Below are 23,296 nucleotides of genomic sequence, written 5' to 3' on the forward strand. Positions count from 1 at the left end.
ACAACCAGTACCGGGTCAAGAAACCCGACGAACCGGCCAGCATCCGCCACGACCGGCCACCGACCATCCACATCTACCGGGTCCAGCCACCGCCAAGATCAACTTAGGCTACGTGGCATTGACCCAGGGACCAGCCACGTGCGAGACGTGCGAGTTCCATCATCGGATGCGGTTCGGTGCCCGTGAGGTCGACCGACGGCATGTGCCGCCAGGCAATGAGCATGCCGTGCGGGTGGCGAGTGCGGTGGCGCGTACCCGTCATCGCTATTCGCCCAGGGCCCGGGTGGGTTATGAGTTGGCGCTGCCGGACCTTGTTGCCGGTGCGCTGCCCACCACCCGGCAGGCTCAGGCCGGCAAGGCTCTGGTCAACAAGCTGACCGATGATGAGTGTGACCGCGTCGTGAGCTTCGCCGAGGTCGAGGAGTTGGCGCGCGGTCGCTGATCTCCAGCGTCCACGGCCTCGAAGCGGCCGTGTCTCGTGAACCTCAGCCGGGCTTGCAGCCGGAGCATCTGCGGCCCGGCCACGCGCAGGGTGATCCGGTGCTGCTGACGGTCGACGGACGGGACTTCCTTGTGCGGCAAGCGGCAACGGGTTCGATCCCCGTCGCCGGTTCCACGTTCTTACCTGCTCAGATACCTTTTGAACTTCACTTCCGTGCGATCAGGACGATTGTCTGGTAGGGATCACCCCCGAAATCTTCCCGCCGGACGCCAACCGGGGATCGACGGACGAACCCAGAGACGTGACACGAACCTATCGCGGCGACCTCGACGACGCTGACCTGGTGGCAGCGCCATGCGCTCCGGTGACCCAGAGAGCCGTACGAAAGGTTCGTCGAGGTCTACGGGGCTTCGACCTCGCGTCGTCATCGCCCTGGCGCTACCGATAGCTACCTATCGGCGGCAAGGCCGAGGCAGTCGGTGTTTCTCGCACCGTTTGAGAACGGCGTTTCGACCCCTGGCGATCGGGGCGTCAGAGTCTAGGCTGGAGGCCATGTCACCCCGACGTGTATCTACTCCCCGCTCCCCCGCCGCCCGCAAGGCGAGAGAGCCCCGGAGTCCCCTTCCGCCGTCCGGGGTGGTGCTCTTTGACGCGGTCGAGCTGGAGCCAGAGTCAGAACTGGCGGGCACCGCGTTCTGCAGTCTGAGCCTGGCCGGACAGGACGCTGACTCGATGACGTTTTCCCAGTGCCGGTTCCGGGGAGCGGATCTATCCGGCTGTCGTCTGGATCAGGTGACGATGACGGACTGCCTGGTCACGGATTCGAGCTTGGCGAATCTGCGCGCTGACGGTGGAAGTATGACCCGAGTTCAGCTTTCTCAGTGCAGGATGACGGGCTTGAACTGGGCTGATGGCGTGGTGCGAGATGTCGCTATTGCGGAGTGTCGTGCAGATTTGTCGTCATGGCGGATGACGAAGTTTGCTGCGGTGAGCTTCGTGGAATGCAATCTGAGTGGTGCCGACTTTACCAATGCCGACCTGAGCGGTGCAGTGTTTCGGGATTGCGATCTGACCGGAGCAGTATTCCATCATGCATCAATGGAAGGGGCGCGGTTCCGCGGCTGCAACTTGGTGGGAGTGGGTGATCTTTCCAATTGGAAGGGGGCGGCCGTTCACCATACCGACTTGATGACTCTGTCGTATGGGCTTGCGCGGGCGGCCGGTATTCGTATTGAGGATGAGGACGGGTAGGCGCGCATCGGCGGCCCGGCGGGCCACCACCAGCGCTGACTGACCGGTACCCCAACGGTGCGGCGCGGTTTGTGGGTTGCGGTATGAGGGGACCGCAACTCCGGGGCGGTTGCAAGTTCCGGGGTCGTGCGGCTGGTCGGGTTGTGACGGGTTGAGGTGCATAGCAGGGCAGGTACGAGCTTCGTGATCATCGTGGTGCCTAAGCCCGATGATCATGAGGTGCTCGTGCCTGCCGTTGCATCTTCTGAGACTGGAACCGCTGGACCCTGGCCGGACCGCCGACCTGCTTCCCGAACTCGACAGGCCGTGCTCGCGTACCTCGACGCCTGAGCGTGTCCGGGTGGGGGATGAATCGCGCCTGGCGGGGTAAGCAAGCCGCCGTCCTGGTGGAGTGACGACCTCGGTCGCGGTGCCACGCGGCCATTTCCCGGGCGGGCCGGCCGACAAGTCGGTCCGCCCGGGAACCGGCACTTCGCGTGTTTCCCGCAGCGCCGGCCAGACGATGTCCTAGTTGATCAACCAGTTCCAGGCATCCATGATCCATTGCGTCTGCCGCAGGAAAGCGACACCGAGCACGGTCAGGAACACCGCCGTGACCAGGTGGGCACCCCGGGCGGTACGCCGGATCCTGCCCAGCTGCCGCTCCAACACCACCCGGCCGAGCAGCCGGGCCAGCGTGAACAGCCCCGCCGCGACCAACAGGCTCACCCCGAAGATCACGGTCGGGCCGACGAGGTCACCACCACCGGAGATCGCCCAGATCCCCCAACAGACGAACGCGAACAGGACCCCCGCGAAGCTCCACTCGCCACCGCGCTTCAAACGGGCCACGTGCCAACTCAGCGGCTGGCGGGGCGCCGGCTCACCAGGCCAGCCGGTGCCGGTGGGCTCGTGCTCCACCGTCGGGAACGCTTCGGTACCTGGCGCCCGGGCAGCGACCTGGGCCACCCCCCGGCGGTACGGGTCTCGCGGCGACGGCACCCCGCCGTCGAACTGCGGCGGCACCTCGACGGTCCGCTCCGCCCACGGCTGCGTCTGCTCGGCCATGTCGTTTCCCTCCCTTTCACCGGCGGTGCCCCCGAACTCCGCTGGAGACTTCGAGGGTAGCCATCGCGCAAATAGCTCGCCGCACCCGCATGGATCGACTAGACACGCATGGTGACGACCTCCACCCTGCCCCTCGTGGCTGCCCACGCCGAGGACTACGACGAGATCGGCCAGTTCCTCGGCGCCCTGTTCCACCACAGCGTCGACTCCGAGGCCCACGAGGCCGAACGCGCGATCTTCGAACCAGAACGAACACTGCTGGTGAGGGACGGAACGGAGCTGGTGGCCAGTGCCACGGCGTACACCCGGGACCTGGGCGTGCCCGGCGGAGCGATCCCCGCGGCGCATGTCAGTCTGGTCGGGGTGGCACCCACCCACCGGCGTCGAGGGCTGCTCACCGCCATGATGCACCAGCAGTTGCGTCAGATCTACGACAATCACCGGGAGCCGATCACGGTGCTCTGGGCCAGTGAGGGCCGAATCTATCCCCAGTTCGGCTACGGTCTGGCCACACAGCGCTACCACGTCTCCGGCGAGACCACCGAACTGCGGCTACCGCCACCGACGCCGGACGAGGGTCACCTGCGTCTGGACCGGCCGGCAGGCCGGCAGGGCGATCTCGCCCGGGTGTACGACCGGGTCCGCGCCGGCCGTCCCGGCTGGTCGGCCCGCGACGACAGGTGGTGGCGGTACGTACTTGTCGACCCCAAGGCCCACCGGGGCGAAGCCACCGAGCGACGGGTGGTGCTGCACGAGGGACCCGACGGGGTCGACGGGTACGGACTGTTCCGCACCAGGGCCGAATGGGACGACGCCGGCCCGAACGGCCTCACCACGGTCGACGAGGTGGTGGCGAGTACCCCGGCCGGATACCTGGCGATCTGGCGGATGCTGCTCTCGCTCGACCTGACCCGACGACTGAGCTGGATGCGCACGGCGGTGGACGAGCCGCTGCTCCGGCTGGTGAACGAACCGCGCCGGCTCGACTTCCGGCTCGTCGACGCACTGTGGGTACGGGTGGTGGATGTGCCGGCCGCGCTCGCTGCCCGGCGCTACGCCACCGGCGTCGACGTCGTCATCGAGGTGACCGATCATCTGCTGCCGGAGAACACCGGCCGGTGGCGGTTACGCGGCGGGCCGACCGACGCCAACTGCACCCCGGCGAGTGGTCCGGCCGACCTTGCCTGCGACGTACGCTGCCTCGGCGAGCTGTATCTCGGCGGCGCGGCACCGGCCGCGTTGGCCGACGCCGGCCGGCTCCGCGAGCTGCGCCCCGGCGCCCTCACCGCCGCCGGTCCCGCCTTCACCTGGCACCGTGCCCCCTCCGCCATGGAGATCTTCTGACCGTCACCGCCCGTCGATCATGCAGTTGGGGTCGCTGACATGCGGCGTCACGTACCACATGTCACTGCCACAACTGCATGATCGGCGAAGCGGGTGGGTGGGGTGTTAGGGGTGGAGTGGAGGTACGGTCGGACGGTGGTGGACGGTGGGGAACGGCGGCGACGACGGCACCGCAACAGCGGCGCTCAAGGCAGCGGGGACAACGGTGGTGCGGCGGCGACCACTGTCGGTGTGCACGACGGCGTCGAGGCACCGCGTGGGCGACGCAACGGAGCTTCCGAAGAAGGCGAGCGAGGGCTACGCGGCCTGGTCGGTTCCGGTTCGTCGCAGGTGAGCGTGACCGCCGCGATGCGGGCGCGGGACGCCGCCCGGCCCACCGAGAAGGACCTGGCCACGGCGGCGGAGGGCCTCGTCATCGTTCGCCGCAACTGGACCCCACGCGACGAGCTGCCCCGTCGCTGACCCGCCCGCTCCGGGGTCGGGTAGCTCCCACCCCGAAGCGGGCAGGCTCGGGTCAGGGCAGGTCAGGCAGCTGTCCGGTGCGCTCGTAGTCGGCGACCTGGGTGATCCGACGGGCATGCCGGTCGCTGCCCGAGAACGAAGTGGTCAGGAACGCCTCGACGATGGCGGTGGCCTCGTCCAGGGTGTGCTGGCGGGCACCGACAGCCACCACATTGGCGTCGTTGTGCTGCCGGCCCAACTGGGCCGTCTCGACGTTCCAGGCCAGCGCCGCCCGCACTCCCGCAACCTTGTTCGAGGCGATCTGTTCGCCGTTGCCCGAGCCGCCGATGACCACACCCAGGCTGCCCGGGTCGGCCACCACGCGGGTGCCGGCGTGCAGGCAGAAGGCCGGGTAGTCGTCCTCCGGGTCGTAGGCGTGCGGGCCGACGTCGACCACCTCGTACCCCTGCTTGGCGAGGTGGTTGGCCAGATGCACCTTCAGCTCGAAACCGGCGTGATCGGATCCCAGGTAGACGCGCATACCGGGCAGTCTGTCAGGCCCGTCCTACCGGGCACCGCCGGGGCGGTGCCCGGTAGGACGGGCACGCCGGATCAGGCCAGCTCGGCCACCACCAGCCCGCCACGCGCCTTCGGAGTGAACCAGGTGCTCTTGCGGGGCATCTTCTCCCGAGCCAGGTTCACCGCGACGAAGTCGTCGACGGTCACCGGCGCGATGAGGATCGCGAGTTCGGCCCGACCCGCCTGCACCTCGCCGGTGAGCCAGCTGGCCGGATAGTCCCCACCGACGTACGTGACCCGCTTGTCGCCGGGGTCCAGGCCGAGGGCGTCCCGAAGCAGCAGCCGTTCCACCAGGGCATGGTCGAGGTTCTCCAGGCGACCGGTGCCGGTGTGCGGCAGCGTCACCGCGTACGCCCCATCGGGAAGTTGGAGCACGACGGTGCCGCCGGTCGCCGGGACCTCGACCGGACCATCGAGGGCGACGACCTCCGCGCCCGCGCCGCCGAGCCGCTCCAGTAGTTCCTCGGGGGTCGTGGTCAGCTCGCTGACCAGACGGTTGTACGGCTGGATGGCCACCGAGGCCGGGGTAGTGACGACCGCCAGGAACCGGGACATCCCGCCGGTCTGTGCGGCCAGGCTGCGATGGTTGCCGTCGGCGACGACCAACTCGCCACCACCGGCCAGGGCGGTCAGCTCGTCCTGCCGCGGTCCGGGACCGACCAGCCAGATGGCGTGGGTACGTCCGGCCTGGTCCGTGTCGGTGGCGGCGGGCGCCCCGGCCGTGTCGGTGGCCGCCGCGAGCGCGGCGTGCAACTCGTCGCCGCGCCCGGTCTGCAGCAGCAGTACGGGGGAGAGCAGATGCCCCAACGCCTCGGCAAGCGCGACCCGCTCGCGGACCTTCGCGATGAAGACGTCCTCGTTGCGGATGACCAGGCCCGGCTCGTCGGCCCGGGTGGAGATCTGGTCGGTGTCGACCATCGCGAACAGCCCGTAGGCCGACTCCTCGCCCGGCGCACTGATCCGATACAGCACCACCACCTGCTCGGCCGGGGTGTAACTGCCGTCGGCCTTGGCCTCCGCGAGCCGGGTCACCGCGTCCGGCAGGGCGTCGGCGAACGACCGGCCGAGGCTCTCCGGAGCCTTGTGTGGCATCTCGATGCCGAGGGCGCTGTGCGGATTCGCCTCGATGATCGCGGTGATCTCCGCGTCGTCGGCGAACTCGTCGTAGTTCTGGGCACCGGTACCACCAGTGGTGATCCAGGCGCGGGAGATCGGGTGCACGACGGTCATGACCATTGACGCTACCGGCGGGGCTTCGGGTTCCGCCGCCGGACCCGCCCGGAGCCCACCAGGTGATAGCCGGGTCACCCGCCCGACACCTCCGGCACGGCAGGGGCCGTGCTCAACACTCCGCCTCGGCCGCCCGTCGATGCCGGCCGGTCGGCGCCGGCACCACGGTGGGGCGGACCGGTGCCGGTCGGGGACCCTGATTACGGATCTCGTGACCGGGAGGGGTCAACCGCGACGTGGCGGGGACCGGGGCGACGCCCACCGCACCGCTACGCCCGAACCGGCTCGCCCCGTGCGGGCTGCGGTCCTGCCGAACAGGGGACCACGTGCCGGCCCGGTCGTCACCGGATACCGGCCGGACCACACCCCTGCCGTACTCCACCCTCCAGCCATCGTCGGCCGGGGCGCGATGCTTGGCCACCAGGCACCTCCACGCGCGGTGGGCTGCGGACAACCGGACAAACGAGTCCGTGACCGCACCGGTGACGCTGGGCCCGGCAGCAGCGACGCTGCCGGGCTCACAGTCGGCGGTGTCAGGAAGGGCACCGGGCGCGACGGGGTGCCGTCCCTCAATCGAAGGAGGGGTCGAGGTCGCGGCTGCGTTTGAGTTCGAAGAAGCCGGGGGTGCCGGCGACCAGCAGCACGCCGTCCCAGAGCCGACCCGCGGCCGCACCCCTGGGTGCCGGGGTGACCACCGGCCCGAAGAAGGCGACCTGTCCACCGTCGGGTCCGGGGGCGTGAACGACCGGGGTGCCCACGTCGGTACCGACCGGTCGCATCCCGGCCTCGTGGCTGGCCCGCAGCGGTGTGTCGAGGTCACTGTCCCCGGCAACCTCGGCCAGCGCCGGGTCCAGTCCGGCCTCGGTCAGGGCGGCGGCGTACAGCTCCGACCCGAGCGGCTCCTTGCCGAGATGGATCCGCGTACCCAGGGCGGTGTAGAGCGCCCGTACGGCGTCGGCGCCGTGCCGCTGTTGCACGGCGACGCAGACCCGCGCCGGTCCCCACCCGTTTCGCATCAGCTGACGGTAGTCATCGGACAGTTCCCGACCTTCGTTGAGCACCGAGAGGCTCATCACGTGGAAACGAACGTCGACGGGACGGACCCGCTCCACCTCCAGCAGCCACCGGGACGTGAGCCACGCCCAGGGGCAGATCGGATCGAACCACATGTCGACGCTGACGCGCTCGTTCACGACGAGTTCCCTTCGCAGTGGTGAGGCCGGCTCACCGGCGTACCTCCGATCTTCACTGGGCAGAGTCGTACCTGACCGGGGTTCCACCCGTGACCTCGCCCACCGCCGCATACCCGTACATGGAAGACTCAGGCCCGGACCGGCCGTCACGAGCGGTCGACGGACCATGCGACCGTGACGGACGGCGAGAAGTGGGATGGAGACGAACAGTGCCGGGAGTGCGTAACCTGACACAGATCGAGGCGACCGAGCGGGCCAGTCTGCTCGACGTGACCGGGTACGACATCAGTCTGGACCTGTCCAGTGCCGTGCACGCCGCCGACGGTCGTACCTTCCGGTCGCTCACGACGGTGACGTTCCGCTGCACCGAGCCGGGGGCCAGCACGTTCATCGAGGTGGCGGCCGACTCGGTACGCTCGGCGACACTCAACGGCGATCCGGTTGACCTGACCGGCTTCGCCGCCGAGAAGGGGCTCACGCTCACCGGGCTGGCGCGTGAGAACACACTCGTCGTCGACGCTGACTTCGCGTACTCCAACTCCGGGCAGGGGCTGCACCGCACCGTCGACCCGGTCGACGGTGAGACCTACCTCTACAGCCAGTTCGAGACCGCCGACGCGCAGCGGGTCTTCGCCTGCTTCGACCAGCCGGACCTCAAGAGCGTCTACACCTGGCACGCCACCGTTCCGGAGCACTGGAAGGTGGTCTCCAACATGCCGGTGGAGCGGGAGGAGGCGGCCGGCGAAGGCCACAAGACCGTGCATTTCGCCACCTCGGCCCGGATGAGCACCTACATCACCGCGTTGTGCGCCGGGCCGTACCACGAGGTCAGGTACACCCACGACGGCATCGACCTGGGCTACTTCTGCCGGGCGAGCATGGCTCGGTACCTCGACTCGGACGACCTGAACCTGGTCACCACGCAGGGCTTCGACTTCTTCCACGAGCAGTTCGGGGTGCGTTACCCCCTGCCCAAGTACGACCAGTTGTGGGTACCGGACTTCAACGCCGGCGCGATGGAGAACTTCGGCTGCGTGACCCACGCCGAGTCGCACTACCTGTTCCGCTCGCAGGTCACCGACTTCGAGTACGAGCAGCGGGCCAACACCGTACTGCACGAACTGGCGCACATGTGGTTCGGCAACCTGGTCACCATGCGCTGGTGGAACGACCTGTGGCTGAACGAGTCGTTCGCCGAGTGGGCCAGCCACTGGTGCAACACGCACGCCACCCGGTTCACCGAGGCGTGGACGACCTTCCTGTCGATCCGGAAGAACTGGGGCTACCGGCAGGACCAGCTCTCCTCCACCCACCCGGTCTACTGCGAGATGCCCGACCTGGAGGCCGTCGAGGTGAACTTCGACGGCATCACCTACGCCAAGGGCGCCAGCGTGCTGAAGCAGTTGGTCGCGTACGTGGGTGAGGAGTCCTTCGTGGCCGGTCTGCGCGCCTACTTCACCCGCCACGCCTGGGGCAACGCCACCTTCGACGACCTGCTGTCGGAGTTGGAGACCGCCTCCGGGCGCAAGCTGACCGCCTTCGCCTCGCAGTGGCTGGAGACCGCACAGGTCAACACGCTGCGTCCCGAGCTGACCATCGACGCCGACGGCACGTACCAGCGGGTGGCGGTCCGCCAGGAGGCGCCGGAGGGTTACCCGACGCTGCGTACCCACCGGATCGGTGTGGGACTCTACGACCTCTCCGACGGTCGGTTGGTGCGCCGCGAGCGGCACGAGGTCGACGTCGACGGGGAACTGACCGAACTCACCGATCTCACTGGCGTGCAGGCGGCCGACGTGCTGCTGCTCAACGACGACGACCTCAGCTACACCAAGCTGCGGCTGGACGAGCGCTCCATGGCGACGGTGGTGCAGCACATCGCCGGCCTCGACTCGTCGCTGGCACGGGCGTTGTGCTGGACCGCTGCCTGGGACATGACCCGCGACGCCGAGCTGGCCACCCGCGACTACGTCGCCCTGGTGCTGGCCGGACTGCCGGCGGAGACGGACATCAATCTGGTCACCGCGACCCTGCGTCAGGTCAGCAGCGCGCTCACCTTCTACGCCGACCCGGCCTGGGCGGCGACGGGCTGGGCTGACCTGGCCCGTACCGCGAAGACCACGCTCGCAGCCGTCGAGCCGGGCAGCGGCTTCCAGCTGGCCTGGGCCCGGGCGTACGTCGCCGCAGCCCGCTCCGGCGAGGACCTGGCCGTACTGCGCGGCTGGCTGGCGGGCACGCAGGTGACCCCCGGGTTGACCATCGACACCGAGTTGCGGTGGAGCGTGTTGCAGGCGCTCGTCGCCAACGGTGCGGCCGGCACCGCGGAGATCGAGGCGGAGCTGGCCGCGGACCGGACCTCCAGCGGTGAGCGGGAGGCCGCGTACGCGCACGCGCTGGTGCCTACCGAGGCGAACAAGGCCGCCGTATGGGCCCAGCTGACCGGCGCTGAGGCGCTGCCGAACTGGCGGAACCGGGCGTTGTTGCAGGGCTTCAGCCACCCCACCCAGACCGAGCTGGTCGCTGCGTACCGGGACCGCTACTTCGCCTCTGTCGGGCAGGTCTGGGCGACCCGGGACAGCGAGCCGGCGCAGGAGTTCGCGATGCTCATGTACCCGGCGTACCTGGTGCAGGACGACACCGTCGAGGTCACCGACGCCTGGCTGGCGCAGGAGGGCCACCCGGGGCCGTTGCGGCGGCTCGTCGCCGAGGGCCGCGACGGCGTGGTCCGGGCGCTCGCCGCGCAGGCCCGGGACGCCCGGACGGCCTGATCGACGATGACCGGGAGAGCCGGCGTGGGTGTCAGCCCGCGCCGGCTCTCCCGGTTCCCGGCCAGGCAGTGAAGACGCGGGCCGGGCGTTGCCTGAGAGGTCGGGCTCAGCCCTTGCCGGCGTAGCGGGAGAGCTGGTCGAGGCCCTGGACGATGCCGCCGGCGAGATCGCCACCACCGAACGAGGCCACCATCGACAGTGCGGCGATCTTGGCGTACGTGTCCGGGACACGCTTGCGGGCGTACCGGCCGGTGACGATCTCCAGCTGCCGCTGGTTTGGTGAGATCGCGACGAGCACCGAACGGTCCGGTTCGGCGAGCTGCCGGTGCAGGCGCTCGGCGTGCTCCCGGGTCGGCTCGTCGAGACCGCCGACGAAGACGGAGAAGACCAGACCGGTCGTCCGGTCGGCCATCCGCAGCGCCTCGTCGATGCGTAGCAGCTGGCGGGTCGAGAACGGCCCGTCGAGCACGTCGGGCGGGGTCTGCGACCCGACCGCGTGCTGCTTCTCACCAACGGTCACTTGCGCCTCCGGTTCCGGCTGCCGGCGCCTCGGCGCCGGCCTGTTCCTGCGTACGGCTGGTCAACGCGGGAGCCTGCGCGCCCACCGACAACGCGGTGCCCGCAGAGTCGGCCAGCTCCTCCGGGCGGCCGAGGAACCACACCGGCGTGAAGTCGAACGGCCGGCCCGGCCGGTAACGCTTGGCACCGCCGCCTCTGCCCTGGCTACCCGCATAGACGAGGCCGGCGACCACCAGCACGATGGCTGCCGGGATGCCGGCGAAGACCAGCAACGTGTCGGTTACAGACAATCCCAACGCCCCCAGGCGGAAAGAGAGACTCTCGATCGGGTCGGGTGGTGGACCACCGCAGTGACCTCCCGACTCCGCTGTCATTCACGTTAGCGGAGCCGACGCCTCGCCAGAGAGCGGGGTGCCGATCCCATCCGCCACTCCATGCCTCCCGTTGCGCAGCGGTCGCGATCAGCCTCGCGCCGTCGCCGTGGCACCGCTGCCAGGGCGTCAGGAACGGCCGTTCAGGCCGAGGAAACGCAGGGCGTTCCCGGAGAGCAAGTCGGCACGCTGCGCGTCGGTGAGGAAGTCGGCTCGGTGGACCACCGTGCCGGCCGGGTGTTCACCGAGGGGGTACGGATAGTCGCTGCCCATCAACACCCGATCGGTGCCCATGGTGTCCACGAGTAGCCGCAGCGCCGGAGCCGAAAAAACCACCGAGTCGACGTAGAACCGGCTGAGGTAGGAACTGGGCGGCGCGGTGGAGGCTCCGCGTACCAGGTCACCGCGGCGATGCCAGGCGTTGTCGGCGCGCCCCAGCCAGAACGGGAAGCTACCGCCGCCATGGGCGAAGCAGATCCGCAGTGTCTCCGGCACCCGGTCGAACACCCCGCCAAGGATCATCGCCAGCACCGAGAGGTGGGTCTCGGCGGGCATGCCGGTGAGCCACCGGGCCATCCAACGATCCAACCGAGGGCTATCGGCCATGTCCCAGGGGTGCACGAAGACCGGCGCACCGACCTGCGCGCAGTGGGTCAGGAACGTCACGATGCCGGCGTCGTCCAGATCCCGCTCGCCGACGTGGTTACCGATCTCCACGCCGACGTGGCCTGCCGCGAGGCAACGGTCCACCTCGGCGCAGGCCGCCTCCGGGTCCTGCAACGGCACCTGGCAGAACGGCAGCAGCCGGTCGCCACCGGCGGCGGTGACCTCCAGGGTCAGGTCGTTGAAGATCCGGGCCACCTTGACCGCCTGGTCGGCCGGGCGGTCGTAGCAGAAGAAGACCGGGGTGGGCGAGACCACCTGCACGTCGACCCCGTCGGCGGTCATGTCGGCCAGCCGCGTGTCGGCGTCCCAGCATTCCGCGCCGATCGGGCGGAACGACGAGTCCCCGACCATGATCATGGCGGCGCGTTCCGAGTCGACGCGCAGCCAGGGCCAGCCGGACCCGCCGCACGCCCTGGTCAGGTCCGGCCAACCCTTCGGTACGACGTGCGTGTGCACGTCCACCACCGGGGAGGCCGCCGGCACCGCAGTCGCCATCAGCCTTTGCCCGGGTGCAGGGTGCCGCACCGGTCACAGGTGCGCGCCGACTCGTCGGCGTAGAACGCCGCGAAGACCGGTGGCAGGTCGGCGGCGATGTCCCGAACCTGCAACTCGACCTCGTACACCCGGTGGGAGCACGTGGGGCAGTACCACTGGAACTTCTCCAGCGTCCCTTCCTCGCGTACCCGCTCGACCACCATGCCGATCGAGCCGGCCTCCGGTCGCTGCGGCGAGTGCGGTGTGTTCCGCGGCAGCATCCACATCTGACCCTCACGCACGTGCACCGTACGCGGCCCCTCGGGCAGCATCAGGTTGATGTGCATGTTGCCTTTGACCTGGTAGAAGAACTCTTCGTACGGGTCGACGTGGAAGTCGGTTCGCTGGTTGGGCCCACCGACCACCATCACGATGAAGTCCTCGGAACCGGGCAGCATCTCTTTGTTGCCCACCGGCGGTTTCAGCAGGTGCTGGTTCTCCGCGATCCACCCGGGGAAGCTGAACGGCTCGGCGATCTCACTCATGACTGGCCTCCTTCTGGGAGCAGGGCCACGGCCTGCATCTCGATCAGCAGGTACGGATGCGGCAACTGGTGCACGGCGACCGTCGTCCGGGTCGGCCCGGTCGCGTCGAAGAACGCCGCCCACACCTCGTTGTACCCCCCGAAGTCGTTCATGTTGACCAGGTAGGTGGTCACCTGGACCAGGTCGGTAAGCCCCGCGCCGACCGACCGCAGGAGGTCCCCGATGTTCTCGATGACCGCACGCGTCTGGACCCGGATGTCCAGGTCGGTCGTGCCGAACTCATCCACCGACACACCCGCGAACGTGTTGTCGGCCCGCCGCGACGACGTCCCCGACACGAAGACGAACCCGCCCGCCACCTTCACGTGCGGGAAGGCTCCCCGGGGCACCGCCTTTCCCGCCACGACCCGGCCCCCGTCACCGCCGTTCACGACGAAGCCCGCAACGAGGCCACGCCGAGCTTCTCCACGACGGCACGGACGTGGACGCCAGCACGCAACGGGACCGCGGCCGTCGCCGCGCCGGCCAGGAAGATCCAGCCTTCCCGCAGCCGCACCCCGTGCCGCCCCGCCAGCCGGATGCCCTCGTCGAGTGCCCGTCGCGGGTCGCCGAGGATGGCCGCTGTCGAGCCCACCTGCGCCAGCCGTCCGTCGATTTCCAGCAACACCCCCAGGTTGTCCAGCCCGTCCGGCACCGCCGACCAGGGGCCGATCACGAACGCGCCGGCCGACGTGTTGTCCGCGATGACGTCGGGCAGGGAGAAGGTGAAGTTGGCGTACCGGGAGTCGATCAGCTCGATCGCCGGAGCGACCGCCCGTACCGCGCCGGTGAAGTCGCCCACCGGCTCACCGGGCTCGGGCAGCCGGTCGAGCAGGAACGCCACCTCGGGCTCGACCCGGGGATGGATGAAGTTGGTCACGTCGACCGGGCCACCGTCGGGGACTCGCATCGCGTCGGTGAGCCGGCCCCAGATCACCTCGTCCACACCGACCTGGGCCATCTTTGCCTTGCTGGTCAGGCCCATCTTCAACCCGACGAGCCGTTCCCCCCGGTCCAGCCGACGCTGCACGAGGGCGGTCTGCACCGCGTACGCGGTGTCGACGTCCAGTCCGGTCTCGGCGGCGAGTTGCGCGGTCGCGGTGGCCGTGTCGGCGGCGATGCCGAGCGTGTCGGCGATCCCGGTGATGTCCGGCCCGATCATGATTTCTCCTTGCCGGCCAGGTCCAGCGCCACGTCGACGATCATGTCTTCCTGACCGCCGACCATGCGACGTCGACCGAGTTCCACGAGGATCGAGCGGACGTCCACCCCGTAGCGCGCCGAGGCCCGTTCAGCATGGCGCAGGAAGCTGGAGTACACGCCCGCGTACCCCAGCGAAAGGGTCTCCCGGTCGACCTGGACCGGCCGGTCCTGCAACGGGCGGACGATGTCGTCGGCGGCGTCCATGAGCGCGTAGACGTCGCAGCCGTGCTGCCAGCCGTGCAGTTCCGCGACCGCGACGAAGACCTCCAGCGGCGCGTTGCCGGCGCCGGCGCCCATGCCGGCGAGGGAAGCGTCCACCCGGACGGTCCGACCGGCCGGCGACCCGGACGGCCCGTCACCGGCGATTCGGCCGTGTTCGACGGCGATCACGCTGTTCGCCACGCCGAGGGAGAGGTTGTGGTGCGCGTGGATGCCGATCTGCGTGGCCGGTTCGAGCACCTGCCGGTACGCGTCGACGCGCTGCGCGACATCGGACATGAGCAGCCTGCCACCGGAGTCGGTGACGTAGACGCAGTGCGCGCCGTACGACTCCATCAGTTTCGCCTGAGCGGCCAACCCGGCCGGGTCGTTCAGGTGCGACATCATCAGGAAGCCGGACACGTCCATGCCGTGCTCCCGGGCCCACGAGATGTGCTGGGCGGAGATGTCGGCCTCGGTGCAGTGGGTGGCGATCCGGACGCTCGTCACCCCGAGCGCCCGGGCGGCCTTCAGGTCGGCGATGGTGCCGATGCCGGGCAGCAGCAGGGTGGTCAGCTTCGCCCTCGTCATCACCTCGGCGGCGGCGGCGATCCATTCGGCGTCGCTTGCCGCACCGTGCCCGTAGTTGACGCTGGACCCGGCCAGGCCGTCCCCGTGGGCCACCTCGATCGCGGCGACCCCGGCGGCGTCGAGTGCGGCGGCGATGGTGCGGACCTGGTCGACGCGGTAACGGTGAGCGATGGCATGCATGCCGTCGCGCAGCGTCACGTCCTGGATGTACAGCTCCGTCATCTGGACCTCCTTCCGGTCACGACCGCGGGACTCCGTCGCGCTGCACTCCTCGCGTTCATCCGACAACCTGTGCCCGCAGGTCGACCAGCCGCTGCGCGGTGCGCAGCGCGGCCGAGGTCATGATGTCCAGGTTCCCGGCGTACGCGGGCAGGTAGTGCCCGGCACCGGAGACCTCCAGGAAGACCGAGACCTGCAACCCGTCGAGTCGCCGCCCCAGCGATGGCAGGTAGGTGTCGACGCGGTCGAACTGCACGTCCTGCTTGAGCCGGTAGCCGGGCACGTACTCCTGCACGGCGGTCACCATGTCGCCGACGGAGGCGGCGATGGCGGCGCGGTCGGCGTCGGGGTCCGGGCAGAGGCAGTAGACGGTGTCGCGCATCAGCAGCGGCGGTTCGGCCGAATTGAGCACGATGATCGCCTTGCCCCGGTCGGTACCGCCGACCACCTCGATCGCGCGTGCGGTGGTCTCGGTGAACTCGTCGATGTTGGCCCGGGTTCCCGGGCCGGCCGACCGTGCGGCGATCGACGCGACGATCTCCCCGTACGCGACCGGGGTGACCCGCCGTACCGCGGCGACGATCGGCACGGTCGCCTGCCCCCCGCAGGTGACCATGTTCAGATTGGTCTCGCCGAGATGCTCCTCCAGGTTGACCGGCGGCACGACGTAAGGGCCGATGGCTGCCGGGGTCAGGTCGATCACGGTCCGCCCGTGCGCCCGTAGCACCGCGTCGTTGTGCCGGTGCGCGCCGGCCGAGGTGGCGTCGAAGACCAGTTCCACGTCGGTGAACTCGGGCATCGCGACCAGACCCTCGACGCCCTGCGCGGTGGTGGCCACGCCGAGCCGGCGGGCCCGCGCCAGTCCGTCGGAGTCCGGATCGATGCCGGCCATCGCCACCATCCGCAGCGAATCCGACAGCCGTAGTACTTTGATCATCAGGTCGGTGCCGATGTTGCCCGACCCGATCACCGCCACACCCGTCATGTGCCTTCCCCCCTGGTGAAACAGGTTCGTACCGAACCGAGACCGGATATCCGCGCCTCGTACGCCGCGCCCGGCGTCACCGGCACCATCGGGCCGAGCGCGCCGGACAGCACCACATCCCCGGCGCGCAGCGGATCACCGGCGCGGACCATGGTTCCGGCCAGCCACGCCAGGGCGTGCAACGGATTGCCCAGGCAAGCCGCCCCGGCCCCCACCGACACCGGTTCACCGGCGTGTTCGAGGACCATCCCGCACAGCCGCAGGTCGACCTCGGCCGGTCGGCGGGGCGTGGTGCCGAGAACGAACAGACCGCTCGATGCGTTGTCGGCCACCGTGTCCACGATGGAGATGTCCCAGCCGGCGATCCGCGAGTCGACGATCTCGATGGCCGGCAGCAGATGGTCGACGGTACGCAGCAGGTCGGCGGTGGTGACCTGCTCCTCGGGCAGGTCGGCGCCGAGCACGAAGGCGACCTCCGCCTCCACCCGGGGCTGCAGCAGGTGGCCGATCTGCACCTCGGCACCGTCGGGCACCGCCATCGCGTCGGTGAGCACCCCGAAGTCCGGCTCGTACACCCCGAAGTTCTCCTGGACCGCCCGGGAGGTCAGACCGATCTTGGCGCCCACCCGGCGCTGTCCGGACGCCAGCCATTCGCCCACCTGGCGTCGCTGCACCCGGTACGCGGCCTCAACGTCACCCTCCGGCAGCAGTCGACCCCGCAACGGCGGACACGGCCTGCCGCTCGTCCGAGCACCGGCCAGTTCCCGGGCCGCCGACTCGGCGTCACCGAACCCGATGTTCCGTTCACTCATGACAGATCCACGCAGACGTTTGTCAGTTCGGAATAGAAGTTCAGTGAGTGCACGCCACCCTCACGACCTATACCGGAGGCCTTCACCCCGCCGAACGGGGTCCGCAGGTCACGCAGGAACCACGTGTTGACCCAGACGATTCCGGCGTCCAACCGGGCACCGGCTCGGTGCGCCCGCCCAACGTCGCGGGTCCAGACCGTCGCCGCCAGGCCGTACTCGGTGCCGTTGGCCAGGGCGTACGCCTCGTCCTCGTCGTCGAACGGCGCCACGTGCACCACCGGCCCGAAGATCTCCTCCCGGTTGGTCCGGGTGTCCGGTCCGAGCCCGGTCAGCACCGTCGGCTGCACGTACGCGCCGCCGTCGCGGGCATCGTCGAACCGTGGCACCGTGCCACCGGCCAGTACCCGCGCGCCCTCGGACCGCGCCAGGTCGTAATGCCCGAGCACCTTGTCCCGGTGACCGTGCGAGATCAGCGGCATGTTCACCGTCGTCTCGTCGGCCGGCCAGCCGTACGCCAGTTCACCGGCCCGCTCGGCCAGCCGCGCGGTGAACTCCTCGAACACCGGCCGTTGCACGTAGATCCGCTCGGTGCAGAGGCACACCTGACCGCCGTTGGTGAAACTCGACCGGACCGATCCGGCGACCGCCGCGTCCAGATCCGCGTCGGCGAAGACCAGCCCCGCGTTCTTGCCGCCCAACTCGAAGCTGACCGCCTTCACCCCGTCAGCAGCGGCCCGCATGATGGCACCGCCGGTAGCCGATTCACCGGTGAAGGTGATCGCGTCGACATCCGGGTGGCGGGTGAGGAACTCGCCGGCCGAGTCGGGCCCGAAGCCGTGCACCAGGTTGAACACGCCCTCGGGCACCCCGGCCGCCGCCATCACCTCGGCGAGCAGGGTGGCCGATGCCGGTGTCTCCTCACTCGGCTTCACCACAACCGCGTTGCCGCAGGCCAGCGCCGGTGCGACCTTCCAGGTGAGCAGCAGCAGCGGCAGGTTCCAGGGCACGATCACTGCGACCACACCGACCGGCTTGCGCACCGCGTAGTTGAGCGCCCGACCACTGGTCGGCGTGACGGTGGTGAACGACTCGGTGGGTGCGGTCGCCACGATCTCGGCGAAGGCGCGGAAGTTCGCTGCACCCCGGGGGATGTCCAGGGCGCGGGCCTGCGAGATGGACTTGCCGGTGTCGGCCACCTCCGCGGCGACCAGGTCGTCGAAACGGCGCTCCAGTTCGTTGGCGATCCGGCGCAGCACCTCGGCGCGCTCCCGCTCCCCCGCCCGGCCCCACGGGCCGCGCAGGGCTGTCCGGGCCGCCGCCACCGCGTCGTCCACTGTGGTCCGACTTGCCTCGACCACCTCGAACACCGGCTCACCGGTCACCGGGCTGCGCTTGGTGAACCGGGTTCCGGCGTCGACGAACTCGCCGGCGACGAAGTTGCGCAGCAGACCGGGACCGTCGGGTGCCCGCCCGGCCATCAGCCGGGGATCCCAGAGCGTCATCGCCGTCTCCTCCGCCCGAGCGTGACCACCGCGCCGGCGACCGCCGCCAGGCCGGCGGCAGCTAGGCCGAGCGCCTGGTGCTGCCGGCGGACCCGCCTCCGCACCTGGGCGTAGGGAACGGTGGAGAAGGACACCAGCTCGTACTGGGAGACGTAACGGCCGGGCAACGCACGTTCCAGGGCGTGTTCGACCCGCCTGCGGATCCGGAAGGCCGCAGAGGCGACCTTGTCGCGCATCTCCACGAAGTTGGTCAGCGCCATCCGGGCGATCGCCTCGGCGTTGTCCTGCCGGCGGTGCTGGAACAGCGGCAGCGCCGCCGACCAGTCCCCGGCGCACTCGTCGAGGCAGCGGTCCAGCTCGACCACGTCCTCGAAGGCGCAGTTCGCACCCTGGCCGTAGAACGGCACGATGGCGTGCGCAGCGTCTCCGAGCAGGGCGACCCGCCCGTCGACCTGCCACGGGTCGCATCGCACCGTGCCGAGCACCCCGACCGGGTTGTGCTGGTAGTCGTCGACGAGGTCCGGCGCGATCGGTGGCAGATCCGGGTAGTGCTGCGCGAAGTGCCGCTCGATCGCCGCCGCGCTGCCCAGTGAGGCGAAGCTGGCGGTGCCGTGGTTGGGCCAGAACAGGGTGCAGGTGAACGAGCGGTCCGGGTTGGGTAGCGCGATCATCATCGAGGTGCCCCGCGGCCAGATGTGCAGCGCACCCGGGTCCAGGGCGAACTCGCCGTCCCGCGGCGGGATGGTCAGCTCCTTGTAGCCGTAGTCGAGGAAGTCGACAGTCTCGGTGACCAGGTCGTGGGTGAGCAGCTGCCCGCGTACCGCCGAGCCGGCGCCGTCGGTGCCGAGTACCACGCGGGCGTTCGCGGTGACCGTTCCCTGGGGGGTCTCGAAGGTCATCGTCGCGGTCTGCGGGTCGAGCCCGACGAGCCGATGCTCGAAGGCGATCCGCACCCCTGGCAGCTTGACGGCGGCTGCCATCAGAGCGTTGTTCAACGCGCCCCGACTGATCGAGTTGATCGCCCGGTCTCCGGAGACGCTGTAGGACTGGAATGCGGGAGCCCCGGCCACCGGATGGATCATCCGACCTCGCATCGGCAGGGCGTCCGTCATCACCTGCTCGGCAAGTCCGATGCGGCGCAGGGCGTCGAGCCCCCGCTCGGAGAGGGCCAGATTTATCGAGCGGCCCCGCTCGGGGGTGCCGCTACGTGGGTCGGGACGCCGTTCGTAGAGCGCCACCGGATGGCCTCGGCGCGCGAGGAAGCAGGCGAGCAGGCAGCCTGCCAGCCCGGCACCCACCACCGCGATCTCGTCGCGTTCACCGGTCACCCGTCACCTCCGCAACTGTGGCGGCCAGCGCGTCGGCGACCCGCCAGCAGTCGTGGTACGTCGAGTACAGCGGCACCGGGGCGAACCTGACCACGTCCGGTTCCCGCGCGTCGGCGATCACCCCGTGCTCGTGGCGCAGCCGCTTGGTCAGCTCGCTGGCGCTGCCCTGGCCGATGCGTACCGAGAGCTGGCAACCACGGCGACGCGGCTCACCTGGGGTGATCACCCACAGGGGCCGACGGGCGGTCACCTCGTCGAGCAGCTGCTCCAGGTAACCGGTGAGTCGGAGGCTGCGCGCCCGCAGCGCCGGCATGCCCACCGCGTCGAACAGCGCCAGCGAGGTACGGACCGGTCCCATCGCGAAGATCGGTGGATTGGAGATCTGCCACGCCTCGACCGTCGCCGGTGGTCGGCTCACCGGAGCCATCTCGAACCGGGTCGCTGCCGCCGTGCTCCACCACCCCTCGAAGCGGGGCAGGCTGGTGTCGCCGTGATGCCGCTGGTGAACGAAGACCCCGGCCAGCGCACCGGGTCCCGAGTTCAGGTACTTGTACGAGCACCAGGCGGCGAAGTCGACGTTCCAGTCGTGCAGCGACAGCGGCACGTTGCCGACCGCGTGCGCCAGGTCCCACCCGACGACCGCACCGGCGGCCCGGCCGGCTGCGGTGATCGCCGGGACGTCCATCAGCTCGCCGGTGAGGTAGTTGACGCCGCCCAGCAGTACCAGCGCCACGGTGTGCCCCTCAGCCGCCAGGTACGCGGTGACGTCCTCGGTACGCAGGTTGTCCTCACCGGGACGCGGCGCGAGCCGGACGACTGTGGTGTCGGGGTCCAGGCCGTGGTACCGCGCCTGGCTGCGCACCGCGTAGCTGTCCGACGGGAAGGCGGAGTCCTCGATGACGATGCGGGTCCGTTCGCCTGTCGGCCGGTAGAAGCTGACCATCAGCAGATGCAGGTTGACCGTCAGCGAGTTCATCACCACGGTTTCCGTGGGCAGGGCGCCGACCAGTCGGGCGGCCGGTGCCGTCAGCAACTCGTGATAGGGCAGCCAGGGCCGTTCCGCCTCCAGGTGCCCCTCGACGCCGAACCGGCTCCAGGCGTCCAGGTCGGCGAGGAGTTCGTCGCGGGTGGCCCTCGGTTGCAGGCCGAGCGAGTTGCCGGCCAGGTAGGCGGCCTCCGGGTAACGTCCGCCGTCGGCCGGCGGCACATGGAACAGGTGTCGGTGACCCGGCTCGGCCGCGTCGAGTCGGAAAGCTTCGGCCTCGGTGTCGTTCCTCATCGTCGTCATGATCGCCTCACATCGCCGTCCGGGCCGACCACAGTTCCGGGAAGACCACCCGGGCCATGCTGCGTTGCAGCCAGGCCAGCCCGGCGGATCCACCGCTGCCCACCTTGGCGCCCATGGTCCGCTGCACCGCCTTGACGTGGTGGTGCCGCCAGTCACCGAACTGCTCGGCCACTTCGGTGAGCGCCTCACCCAGCATTCGCAGGTGGTTGTCCGGACCGTCGTCGGCGTAGATCTCCACCCAGGCTGCCTCCACGACAGGGTGCGCCTCGTGTTCGGTGGCGACGTCCCGCTCCAGCAGTTCGGCGGGTAGTTCGTGGCCGTACCGGGCGAGTAGGGCGACCACCTCGTCCCAGACACTCGCCGTGGCGAGGGCGTCGGTGAGTTCGGCGTACACGTCGGTCTGCCGACGGAACGGGCGAATCAGTGCCGGATCCCGAAGTCCGAGCAGAAACTCCAGGTGCCGATACATGGCTGACTGGAAGCCCGAGCCCTCGCCGAGCAGGTTACGGAAGCGGTTGAAGTCGGCCGGGGTCATCCAGCGCAGGCCCCGCCAGGCCGCGTTCAGCCCTTCCAGGTGCAGCGCGGCGCGGCGCAGTGGGGCCAACGCCTCCCACACCCGATCGGCGCGCAGCAGTCGTGTGGTTTCCCGCAGTTCGTGACAGGTCAGGCTGAAGTACAGCTCCATGATCTGGCTGACCATCAGGAAGGACATCTCACCCGGGTCGCCGCTGAGCGGCTGTTGCAGCTGGTGCAGCGTGCTGGCATGCACGTAGGTGTCGTACGGCACCCGCTCGGTGAACTCGAGGGTCGGCTCCCCGCCGTTGCGGGCGGCGCGGGCCGCCCGTTGTCGTGCGGTGACCGGCCGTACCTCCGTCCGGGGGCGCAGCTCCGTCTGCTCCATGCGTCCGCTCCTTCCGGGTCGCCCGTCGAGTCATGATCTCCCGTCGGGCCGGTCGGATGGAATGCCTGTTCAACGGTGCTTCGCGCGGTTGACCTCAGGAATGAAACCCCCTCGTCGGGATAGGCCTTTCGGACGTAAGGTCACGTCATGGACGAGATGGACTGGGCGTTACTCCGTGAGTTGCAGGCCGACGCGCGGCTGTCGTACAGCGAGCTGTCCCGGCGGGTGCACCTGTCGCCGCCCGCGGTCGCCGAACGGGTCCGCCGGTTGGAGGAGACCGGAGTGATCAGCGGGTACCACGCGCACGTCGACCTGGCCCGTGCCGGCCGCACGGTGGTCGCGCTGATCCGCATGTCCTGTTACGGCGCCCGCTGCATCCTGCACGACCCGGAGGTCAAGCGGTGGCCGGAGATTCTGGAGATCCACCGGATCACCGGCGATGCGTGCAGCGTGCTGAAGGTCGCGGCCGGTTCGATCGGCGACTTCGAGGCGGTCATCGACCGGCTCGCCCCCTACGGCCAGCCGTCGAGCACCATGGTGCTCTCCACCCCACTCGCCTGGCGGCCGGTCACTCCGAAGGAAGGGCCAACTGTTGACGCCTCCGCAAGAGCAAGGGGCCCTTCCTGACAACTGTGCCGGTCACGAGGAGCCGGGTTAGCCCTCGCCGGAGGGGGAAGGCCACCCGGGTCGCCCCAACAGGATCGGTACGTCGGTACCGGGAGGGAGGGGATCATGGAAGGGCTGCGCCAGTACGAAGGCGTCCACCGCACCCCGTCGACCATCACCCGACAGTTCGGGGCGTTCGTCCTGATCGCGGCGTTCGCTCTCGCCGGGCTGCTGACCGGCGCCGCACCTGCCAGAGCGGGTGAGAACACGTTCGTCGAGGTGACACCGAACAGTGTGCAGGCCGGTTCCCGGGTCAACATCCGGGCTAGCTGTGACAACGCCAACGACCGGCAGGCCGAGGTGACCTCGGACGCGTTCGATCGGGTCTACCTGCGGCCGGACAACGGCTTCCTCACCGGGTCGGTCACGGTACCCGGCAACAAGGCGGCCGGCGACTACCCGGTGCAGCTACGCTGCGACAACGGCCGCACCGCGAGCACCACCCTCACCGTGCTGAACATGGACCAGCCCACCAAGGGGCCGGCGACCGGTGGCGGCGGTACGGCTGGCCAGGGCACCGGTTCGATGCTGCTGCTGGGCGGCGTCGCCACGGTGTCCGCGGCGGTGGTGTTCGGACTGCTGAGCAGCCGGCGCCGGGCCGGTTCCTGACCCACTGTCGCCATGGCCGGCTTGCGCGTACCCGCGCCGGAACCGGGTCCCGGTCCGGCCCGGAGCAACACCCGTCGGAGCCGCC

The 23,296-nt window shown here is 69.7% G+C and carries 24 protein-coding genes; 7 read left to right on the plus strand and 17 right to left on the minus strand.

Going from position 1 to position 23,296, the window contains the following annotated elements; genetic code table 11:
- The first annotated feature begins 166 nt into the window (after nt 1-166).
- Together HCA58_RS20985 and HCA58_RS20990 are read left to right on the plus strand one after the other, a co-directional pair.
- A complete protein-coding gene (locus HCA58_RS20985; protein WP_240956542.1) occupies nt 167-442 on the plus strand; it encodes a hypothetical protein in 276 nt (91 codons plus the stop codon).
- A 552-nt stretch (nt 443-994) separates the two neighbouring features.
- Nucleotides 995-1,693, plus strand: coding sequence for a pentapeptide repeat-containing protein (locus tag HCA58_RS20990; protein ID WP_169599550.1), 699 nt, complete (start codon nt 995-997; stop codon nt 1,691-1,693).
- Between the two features lie 507 nt (nt 1,694-2,200).
- On the opposite strand, the gene HCA58_RS20995 is transcribed toward HCA58_RS20990, so the two are convergent.
- On the minus strand, nt 2,201-2,740 hold the full coding sequence (locus HCA58_RS20995; protein ID WP_169599551.1) for a hypothetical protein: 540 nt from the start codon (nt 2,738-2,740) through the stop codon (nt 2,201-2,203).
- Nucleotides 2,741-2,848: 108 nt separating this feature from the next.
- Between HCA58_RS20995 and HCA58_RS21000 the strand changes: the two genes are divergently transcribed.
- Nucleotides 2,849-4,084, plus strand: coding sequence for a GNAT family N-acetyltransferase (locus HCA58_RS21000; RefSeq protein ID WP_169599552.1), 1,236 nt, complete (start codon nt 2,849-2,851; stop codon nt 4,082-4,084).
- 135 nt (nt 4,085-4,219) lie between these two features.
- Nucleotides 4,220-4,546, plus strand: a complete 327-nt coding sequence (locus HCA58_RS24110; protein ID WP_346776069.1) for a hypothetical protein — start codon at nt 4,220-4,222, stop codon at nt 4,544-4,546.
- 52 nt (nt 4,547-4,598) lie between these two features.
- Here HCA58_RS24110 and HCA58_RS21010 read toward each other — a convergent pair whose 3' ends face one another.
- The 3 genes from HCA58_RS21010 to HCA58_RS21020 all read right to left on the minus strand — a co-directional run bounded on the left by HCA58_RS21010 (nt 4,599) and on the right by HCA58_RS21020 (nt 7,527).
- The gene (locus HCA58_RS21010; RefSeq protein ID WP_169599554.1) at nt 4,599-5,066 is read right to left on the minus strand and encodes a ribose-5-phosphate isomerase; all 468 of its coding nucleotides are present in this window, start codon (nt 5,064-5,066) and stop codon (nt 4,599-4,601) included.
- Nucleotides 5,067-5,137: 71 nt separating this feature from the next.
- On the minus strand, nt 5,138-6,334 hold the full coding sequence (locus HCA58_RS21015; RefSeq protein ID WP_169599555.1) for a DUF1015 family protein: 1,197 nt from the start codon (nt 6,332-6,334) through the stop codon (nt 5,138-5,140).
- A 569-nt stretch (nt 6,335-6,903) separates the two neighbouring features.
- Nucleotides 6,904-7,527, minus strand: a complete 624-nt coding sequence (locus tag HCA58_RS21020) for a disulfide bond formation protein DsbA (protein ID WP_169599556.1) — start codon at nt 7,525-7,527, stop codon at nt 6,904-6,906.
- Between the two features lie 218 nt (nt 7,528-7,745).
- On the opposite strand from HCA58_RS21020, the gene pepN reads away from it, so the two are divergent.
- Nucleotides 7,746-10,295, plus strand: a complete 2,550-nt coding sequence (pepN, locus tag HCA58_RS21025) for an aminopeptidase N (RefSeq protein WP_169599557.1) — start codon at nt 7,746-7,748, stop codon at nt 10,293-10,295.
- Nucleotides 10,296-10,401: 106 nt separating this feature from the next.
- Here pepN and HCA58_RS21030 read toward each other — a convergent pair whose 3' ends face one another.
- The 13 genes from HCA58_RS21030 to HCA58_RS21090 form a co-directional block, all read right to left on the minus strand.
- On the minus strand, nt 10,402-10,815 hold the full coding sequence (locus HCA58_RS21030; RefSeq protein ID WP_169599558.1) for a DUF5130 family protein: 414 nt from the start codon (nt 10,813-10,815) through the stop codon (nt 10,402-10,404).
- Nucleotides 10,802-11,086 carry a hypothetical protein gene (locus HCA58_RS21035; protein WP_169599604.1) on the minus strand — a complete coding sequence of 95 codons (285 nt, stop codon included), beginning with the start codon at nt 11,084-11,086 and terminating at the stop codon, nt 10,802-10,804. The genes HCA58_RS21030 and HCA58_RS21035 overlap by 14 nt, the downstream gene beginning before the upstream one ends.
- 228 nt (nt 11,087-11,314) lie before the next feature.
- Nucleotides 11,315-12,346, minus strand: coding sequence for an amidohydrolase family protein (locus HCA58_RS21040; RefSeq protein ID WP_169599559.1), 1,032 nt, complete (start codon nt 12,344-12,346; stop codon nt 11,315-11,317).
- Nucleotides 12,346-12,870, minus strand: coding sequence for a 3-hydroxyanthranilate 3,4-dioxygenase (locus HCA58_RS21045; RefSeq protein ID WP_169599560.1), 525 nt, complete (start codon nt 12,868-12,870; stop codon nt 12,346-12,348). The genes HCA58_RS21040 and HCA58_RS21045 overlap by 1 nt, the downstream gene beginning before the upstream one ends.
- A complete protein-coding gene (locus HCA58_RS21050) occupies nt 12,867-13,301 on the minus strand; it encodes a RidA family protein (protein WP_169599561.1) in 435 nt (144 codons plus the stop codon). Before HCA58_RS21050 ends, HCA58_RS21045 begins: the two co-directional genes overlap by 4 nt.
- Nucleotides 13,298-14,071: a 4-oxalocrotonate decarboxylase gene (locus HCA58_RS21055; RefSeq protein WP_169599562.1), complete on the minus strand. Its 774-nt coding sequence runs from the start codon at nt 14,069-14,071 to the stop codon at nt 13,298-13,300. Before HCA58_RS21055 ends, HCA58_RS21050 begins: the two co-directional genes overlap by 4 nt.
- The gene (dmpG, locus tag HCA58_RS21060; protein WP_169599563.1) at nt 14,068-15,123 is read right to left on the minus strand and encodes a 4-hydroxy-2-oxovalerate aldolase; all 1,056 of its coding nucleotides are present in this window, start codon (nt 15,121-15,123) and stop codon (nt 14,068-14,070) included. The genes HCA58_RS21055 and dmpG overlap by 4 nt, the downstream gene beginning before the upstream one ends.
- A gap of 55 nt (nt 15,124-15,178) precedes the next feature.
- Nucleotides 15,179-16,105, minus strand: a complete 927-nt coding sequence (locus HCA58_RS21065) for an acetaldehyde dehydrogenase (acetylating) (RefSeq protein ID WP_169599564.1) — start codon at nt 16,103-16,105, stop codon at nt 15,179-15,181.
- Entirely contained in the window at nt 16,102-16,917 is an 816-nt protein-coding gene (locus HCA58_RS21070; RefSeq protein ID WP_169599565.1) for a fumarylacetoacetate hydrolase family protein, read from the minus strand. The genes HCA58_RS21065 and HCA58_RS21070 overlap by 4 nt, the downstream gene beginning before the upstream one ends.
- The gene (locus HCA58_RS21075) at nt 16,914-18,395 is read right to left on the minus strand and encodes a 2-hydroxymuconic semialdehyde dehydrogenase (protein WP_169599606.1); all 1,482 of its coding nucleotides are present in this window, start codon (nt 18,393-18,395) and stop codon (nt 16,914-16,916) included. Before HCA58_RS21075 ends, HCA58_RS21070 begins: the two co-directional genes overlap by 4 nt.
- 20 nt (nt 18,396-18,415) lie before the next feature.
- Nucleotides 18,416-19,747: an NAD(P)/FAD-dependent oxidoreductase gene (locus tag HCA58_RS21080; protein WP_169599566.1), complete on the minus strand. Its 1,332-nt coding sequence runs from the start codon at nt 19,745-19,747 to the stop codon at nt 18,416-18,418.
- Nucleotides 19,737-21,026 carry a kynureninase gene (gene kynU / locus HCA58_RS21085; protein WP_240956543.1) on the minus strand — a complete coding sequence of 430 codons (1,290 nt, stop codon included), beginning with the start codon at nt 21,024-21,026 and terminating at the stop codon, nt 19,737-19,739. The genes HCA58_RS21080 and kynU overlap by 11 nt, the downstream gene beginning before the upstream one ends.
- A gap of 16 nt (nt 21,027-21,042) precedes the next feature.
- Nucleotides 21,043-21,936 carry a tryptophan 2,3-dioxygenase family protein gene (locus HCA58_RS21090; RefSeq protein WP_169599568.1) on the minus strand — a complete coding sequence of 298 codons (894 nt, stop codon included), beginning with the start codon at nt 21,934-21,936 and terminating at the stop codon, nt 21,043-21,045.
- 147 nt (nt 21,937-22,083) lie between these two features.
- On the opposite strand from HCA58_RS21090, the gene HCA58_RS21095 reads away from it, so the two are divergent.
- Both HCA58_RS21095 and HCA58_RS21100 read left to right on the plus strand, forming a co-directional pair.
- A complete protein-coding gene (locus HCA58_RS21095) occupies nt 22,084-22,563 on the plus strand; it encodes an Lrp/AsnC family transcriptional regulator (protein ID WP_169599569.1) in 480 nt (159 codons plus the stop codon).
- A gap of 105 nt (nt 22,564-22,668) precedes the next feature.
- Nucleotides 22,669-23,211 (plus strand): hypothetical protein, encoded by a 543-nt coding sequence (locus HCA58_RS21100; protein ID WP_240956544.1) that lies wholly within the window; start codon nt 22,669-22,671, stop codon nt 23,209-23,211.
- Nucleotides 23,212-23,296 lie beyond the last annotated feature (85 nt).

The organism is Micromonospora sp. HNM0581 (assembly GCF_012726175.1).
Taxonomy (GTDB): domain Bacteria; phylum Actinomycetota; class Actinomycetes; order Mycobacteriales; family Micromonosporaceae; genus Micromonospora.

What these genes read in the sequence shown, in the direction of transcription:
- HCA58_RS20985 (WP_240956542.1), top strand. Translation starts at nt 167, where the DNA reads ATGCGGTTCGGTGCCCGTGAGGTCGACCGACGGCATGTGCCGCCAGGC.
- HCA58_RS20990 (WP_169599550.1), top strand. Translation starts at nt 995, where the DNA reads ATGTCACCCCGACGTGTATCTACTCCCCGCTCCCCCGCCGCCCGCAAG.
- HCA58_RS20995 (WP_169599551.1), bottom strand. Translation starts at nt 2,740, where the DNA reads ATGGCCGAGCAGACGCAGCCGTGGGCGGAGCGGACCGTCGAGGTGCCG.
- HCA58_RS21000 (WP_169599552.1), top strand. Translation starts at nt 2,849, where the DNA reads ATGGTGACGACCTCCACCCTGCCCCTCGTGGCTGCCCACGCCGAGGAC.
- HCA58_RS21010 (WP_169599554.1), bottom strand. Translation starts at nt 5,066, where the DNA reads ATGCGCGTCTACCTGGGATCCGATCACGCCGGTTTCGAGCTGAAGGTG.
- HCA58_RS21015 (WP_169599555.1), bottom strand. Translation starts at nt 6,334, where the DNA reads ATGACCGTCGTGCACCCGATCTCCCGCGCCTGGATCACCACTGGTGGT.
- HCA58_RS21040 (WP_169599559.1), bottom strand. Translation starts at nt 12,346, where the DNA reads ATGGCGACTGCGGTGCCGGCGGCCTCCCCGGTGGTGGACGTGCACACG.
- HCA58_RS21045 (WP_169599560.1), bottom strand. Translation starts at nt 12,870, where the DNA reads ATGAGTGAGATCGCCGAGCCGTTCAGCTTCCCCGGGTGGATCGCGGAG.
- HCA58_RS21055 (WP_169599562.1), bottom strand. Translation starts at nt 14,071, where the DNA reads ATGATCGGGCCGGACATCACCGGGATCGCCGACACGCTCGGCATCGCC.
- dmpG (WP_169599563.1), bottom strand. Translation starts at nt 15,123, where the DNA reads ATGACGGAGCTGTACATCCAGGACGTGACGCTGCGCGACGGCATGCAT.
- HCA58_RS21065 (WP_169599564.1), bottom strand. Translation starts at nt 16,105, where the DNA reads ATGACGGGTGTGGCGGTGATCGGGTCGGGCAACATCGGCACCGACCTG.
- HCA58_RS21070 (WP_169599565.1), bottom strand. Translation starts at nt 16,917, where the DNA reads ATGAGTGAACGGAACATCGGGTTCGGTGACGCCGAGTCGGCGGCCCGG.
- HCA58_RS21075 (WP_169599606.1), bottom strand. Translation starts at nt 18,395, where the DNA reads ATGGCCGGGCGGGCACCCGACGGTCCCGGTCTGCTGCGCAACTTCGTC.
- kynU (WP_240956543.1), bottom strand. Translation starts at nt 21,026, where the DNA reads ATGAGGAACGACACCGAGGCCGAAGCTTTCCGACTCGACGCGGCCGAG.
- HCA58_RS21090 (WP_169599568.1), bottom strand. Translation starts at nt 21,936, where the DNA reads ATGGAGCAGACGGAGCTGCGCCCCCGGACGGAGGTACGGCCGGTCACC.
- HCA58_RS21095 (WP_169599569.1), top strand. Translation starts at nt 22,084, where the DNA reads ATGGACGAGATGGACTGGGCGTTACTCCGTGAGTTGCAGGCCGACGCG.
- HCA58_RS21100 (WP_240956544.1), top strand. Translation starts at nt 22,669, where the DNA reads ATGGAAGGGCTGCGCCAGTACGAAGGCGTCCACCGCACCCCGTCGACC.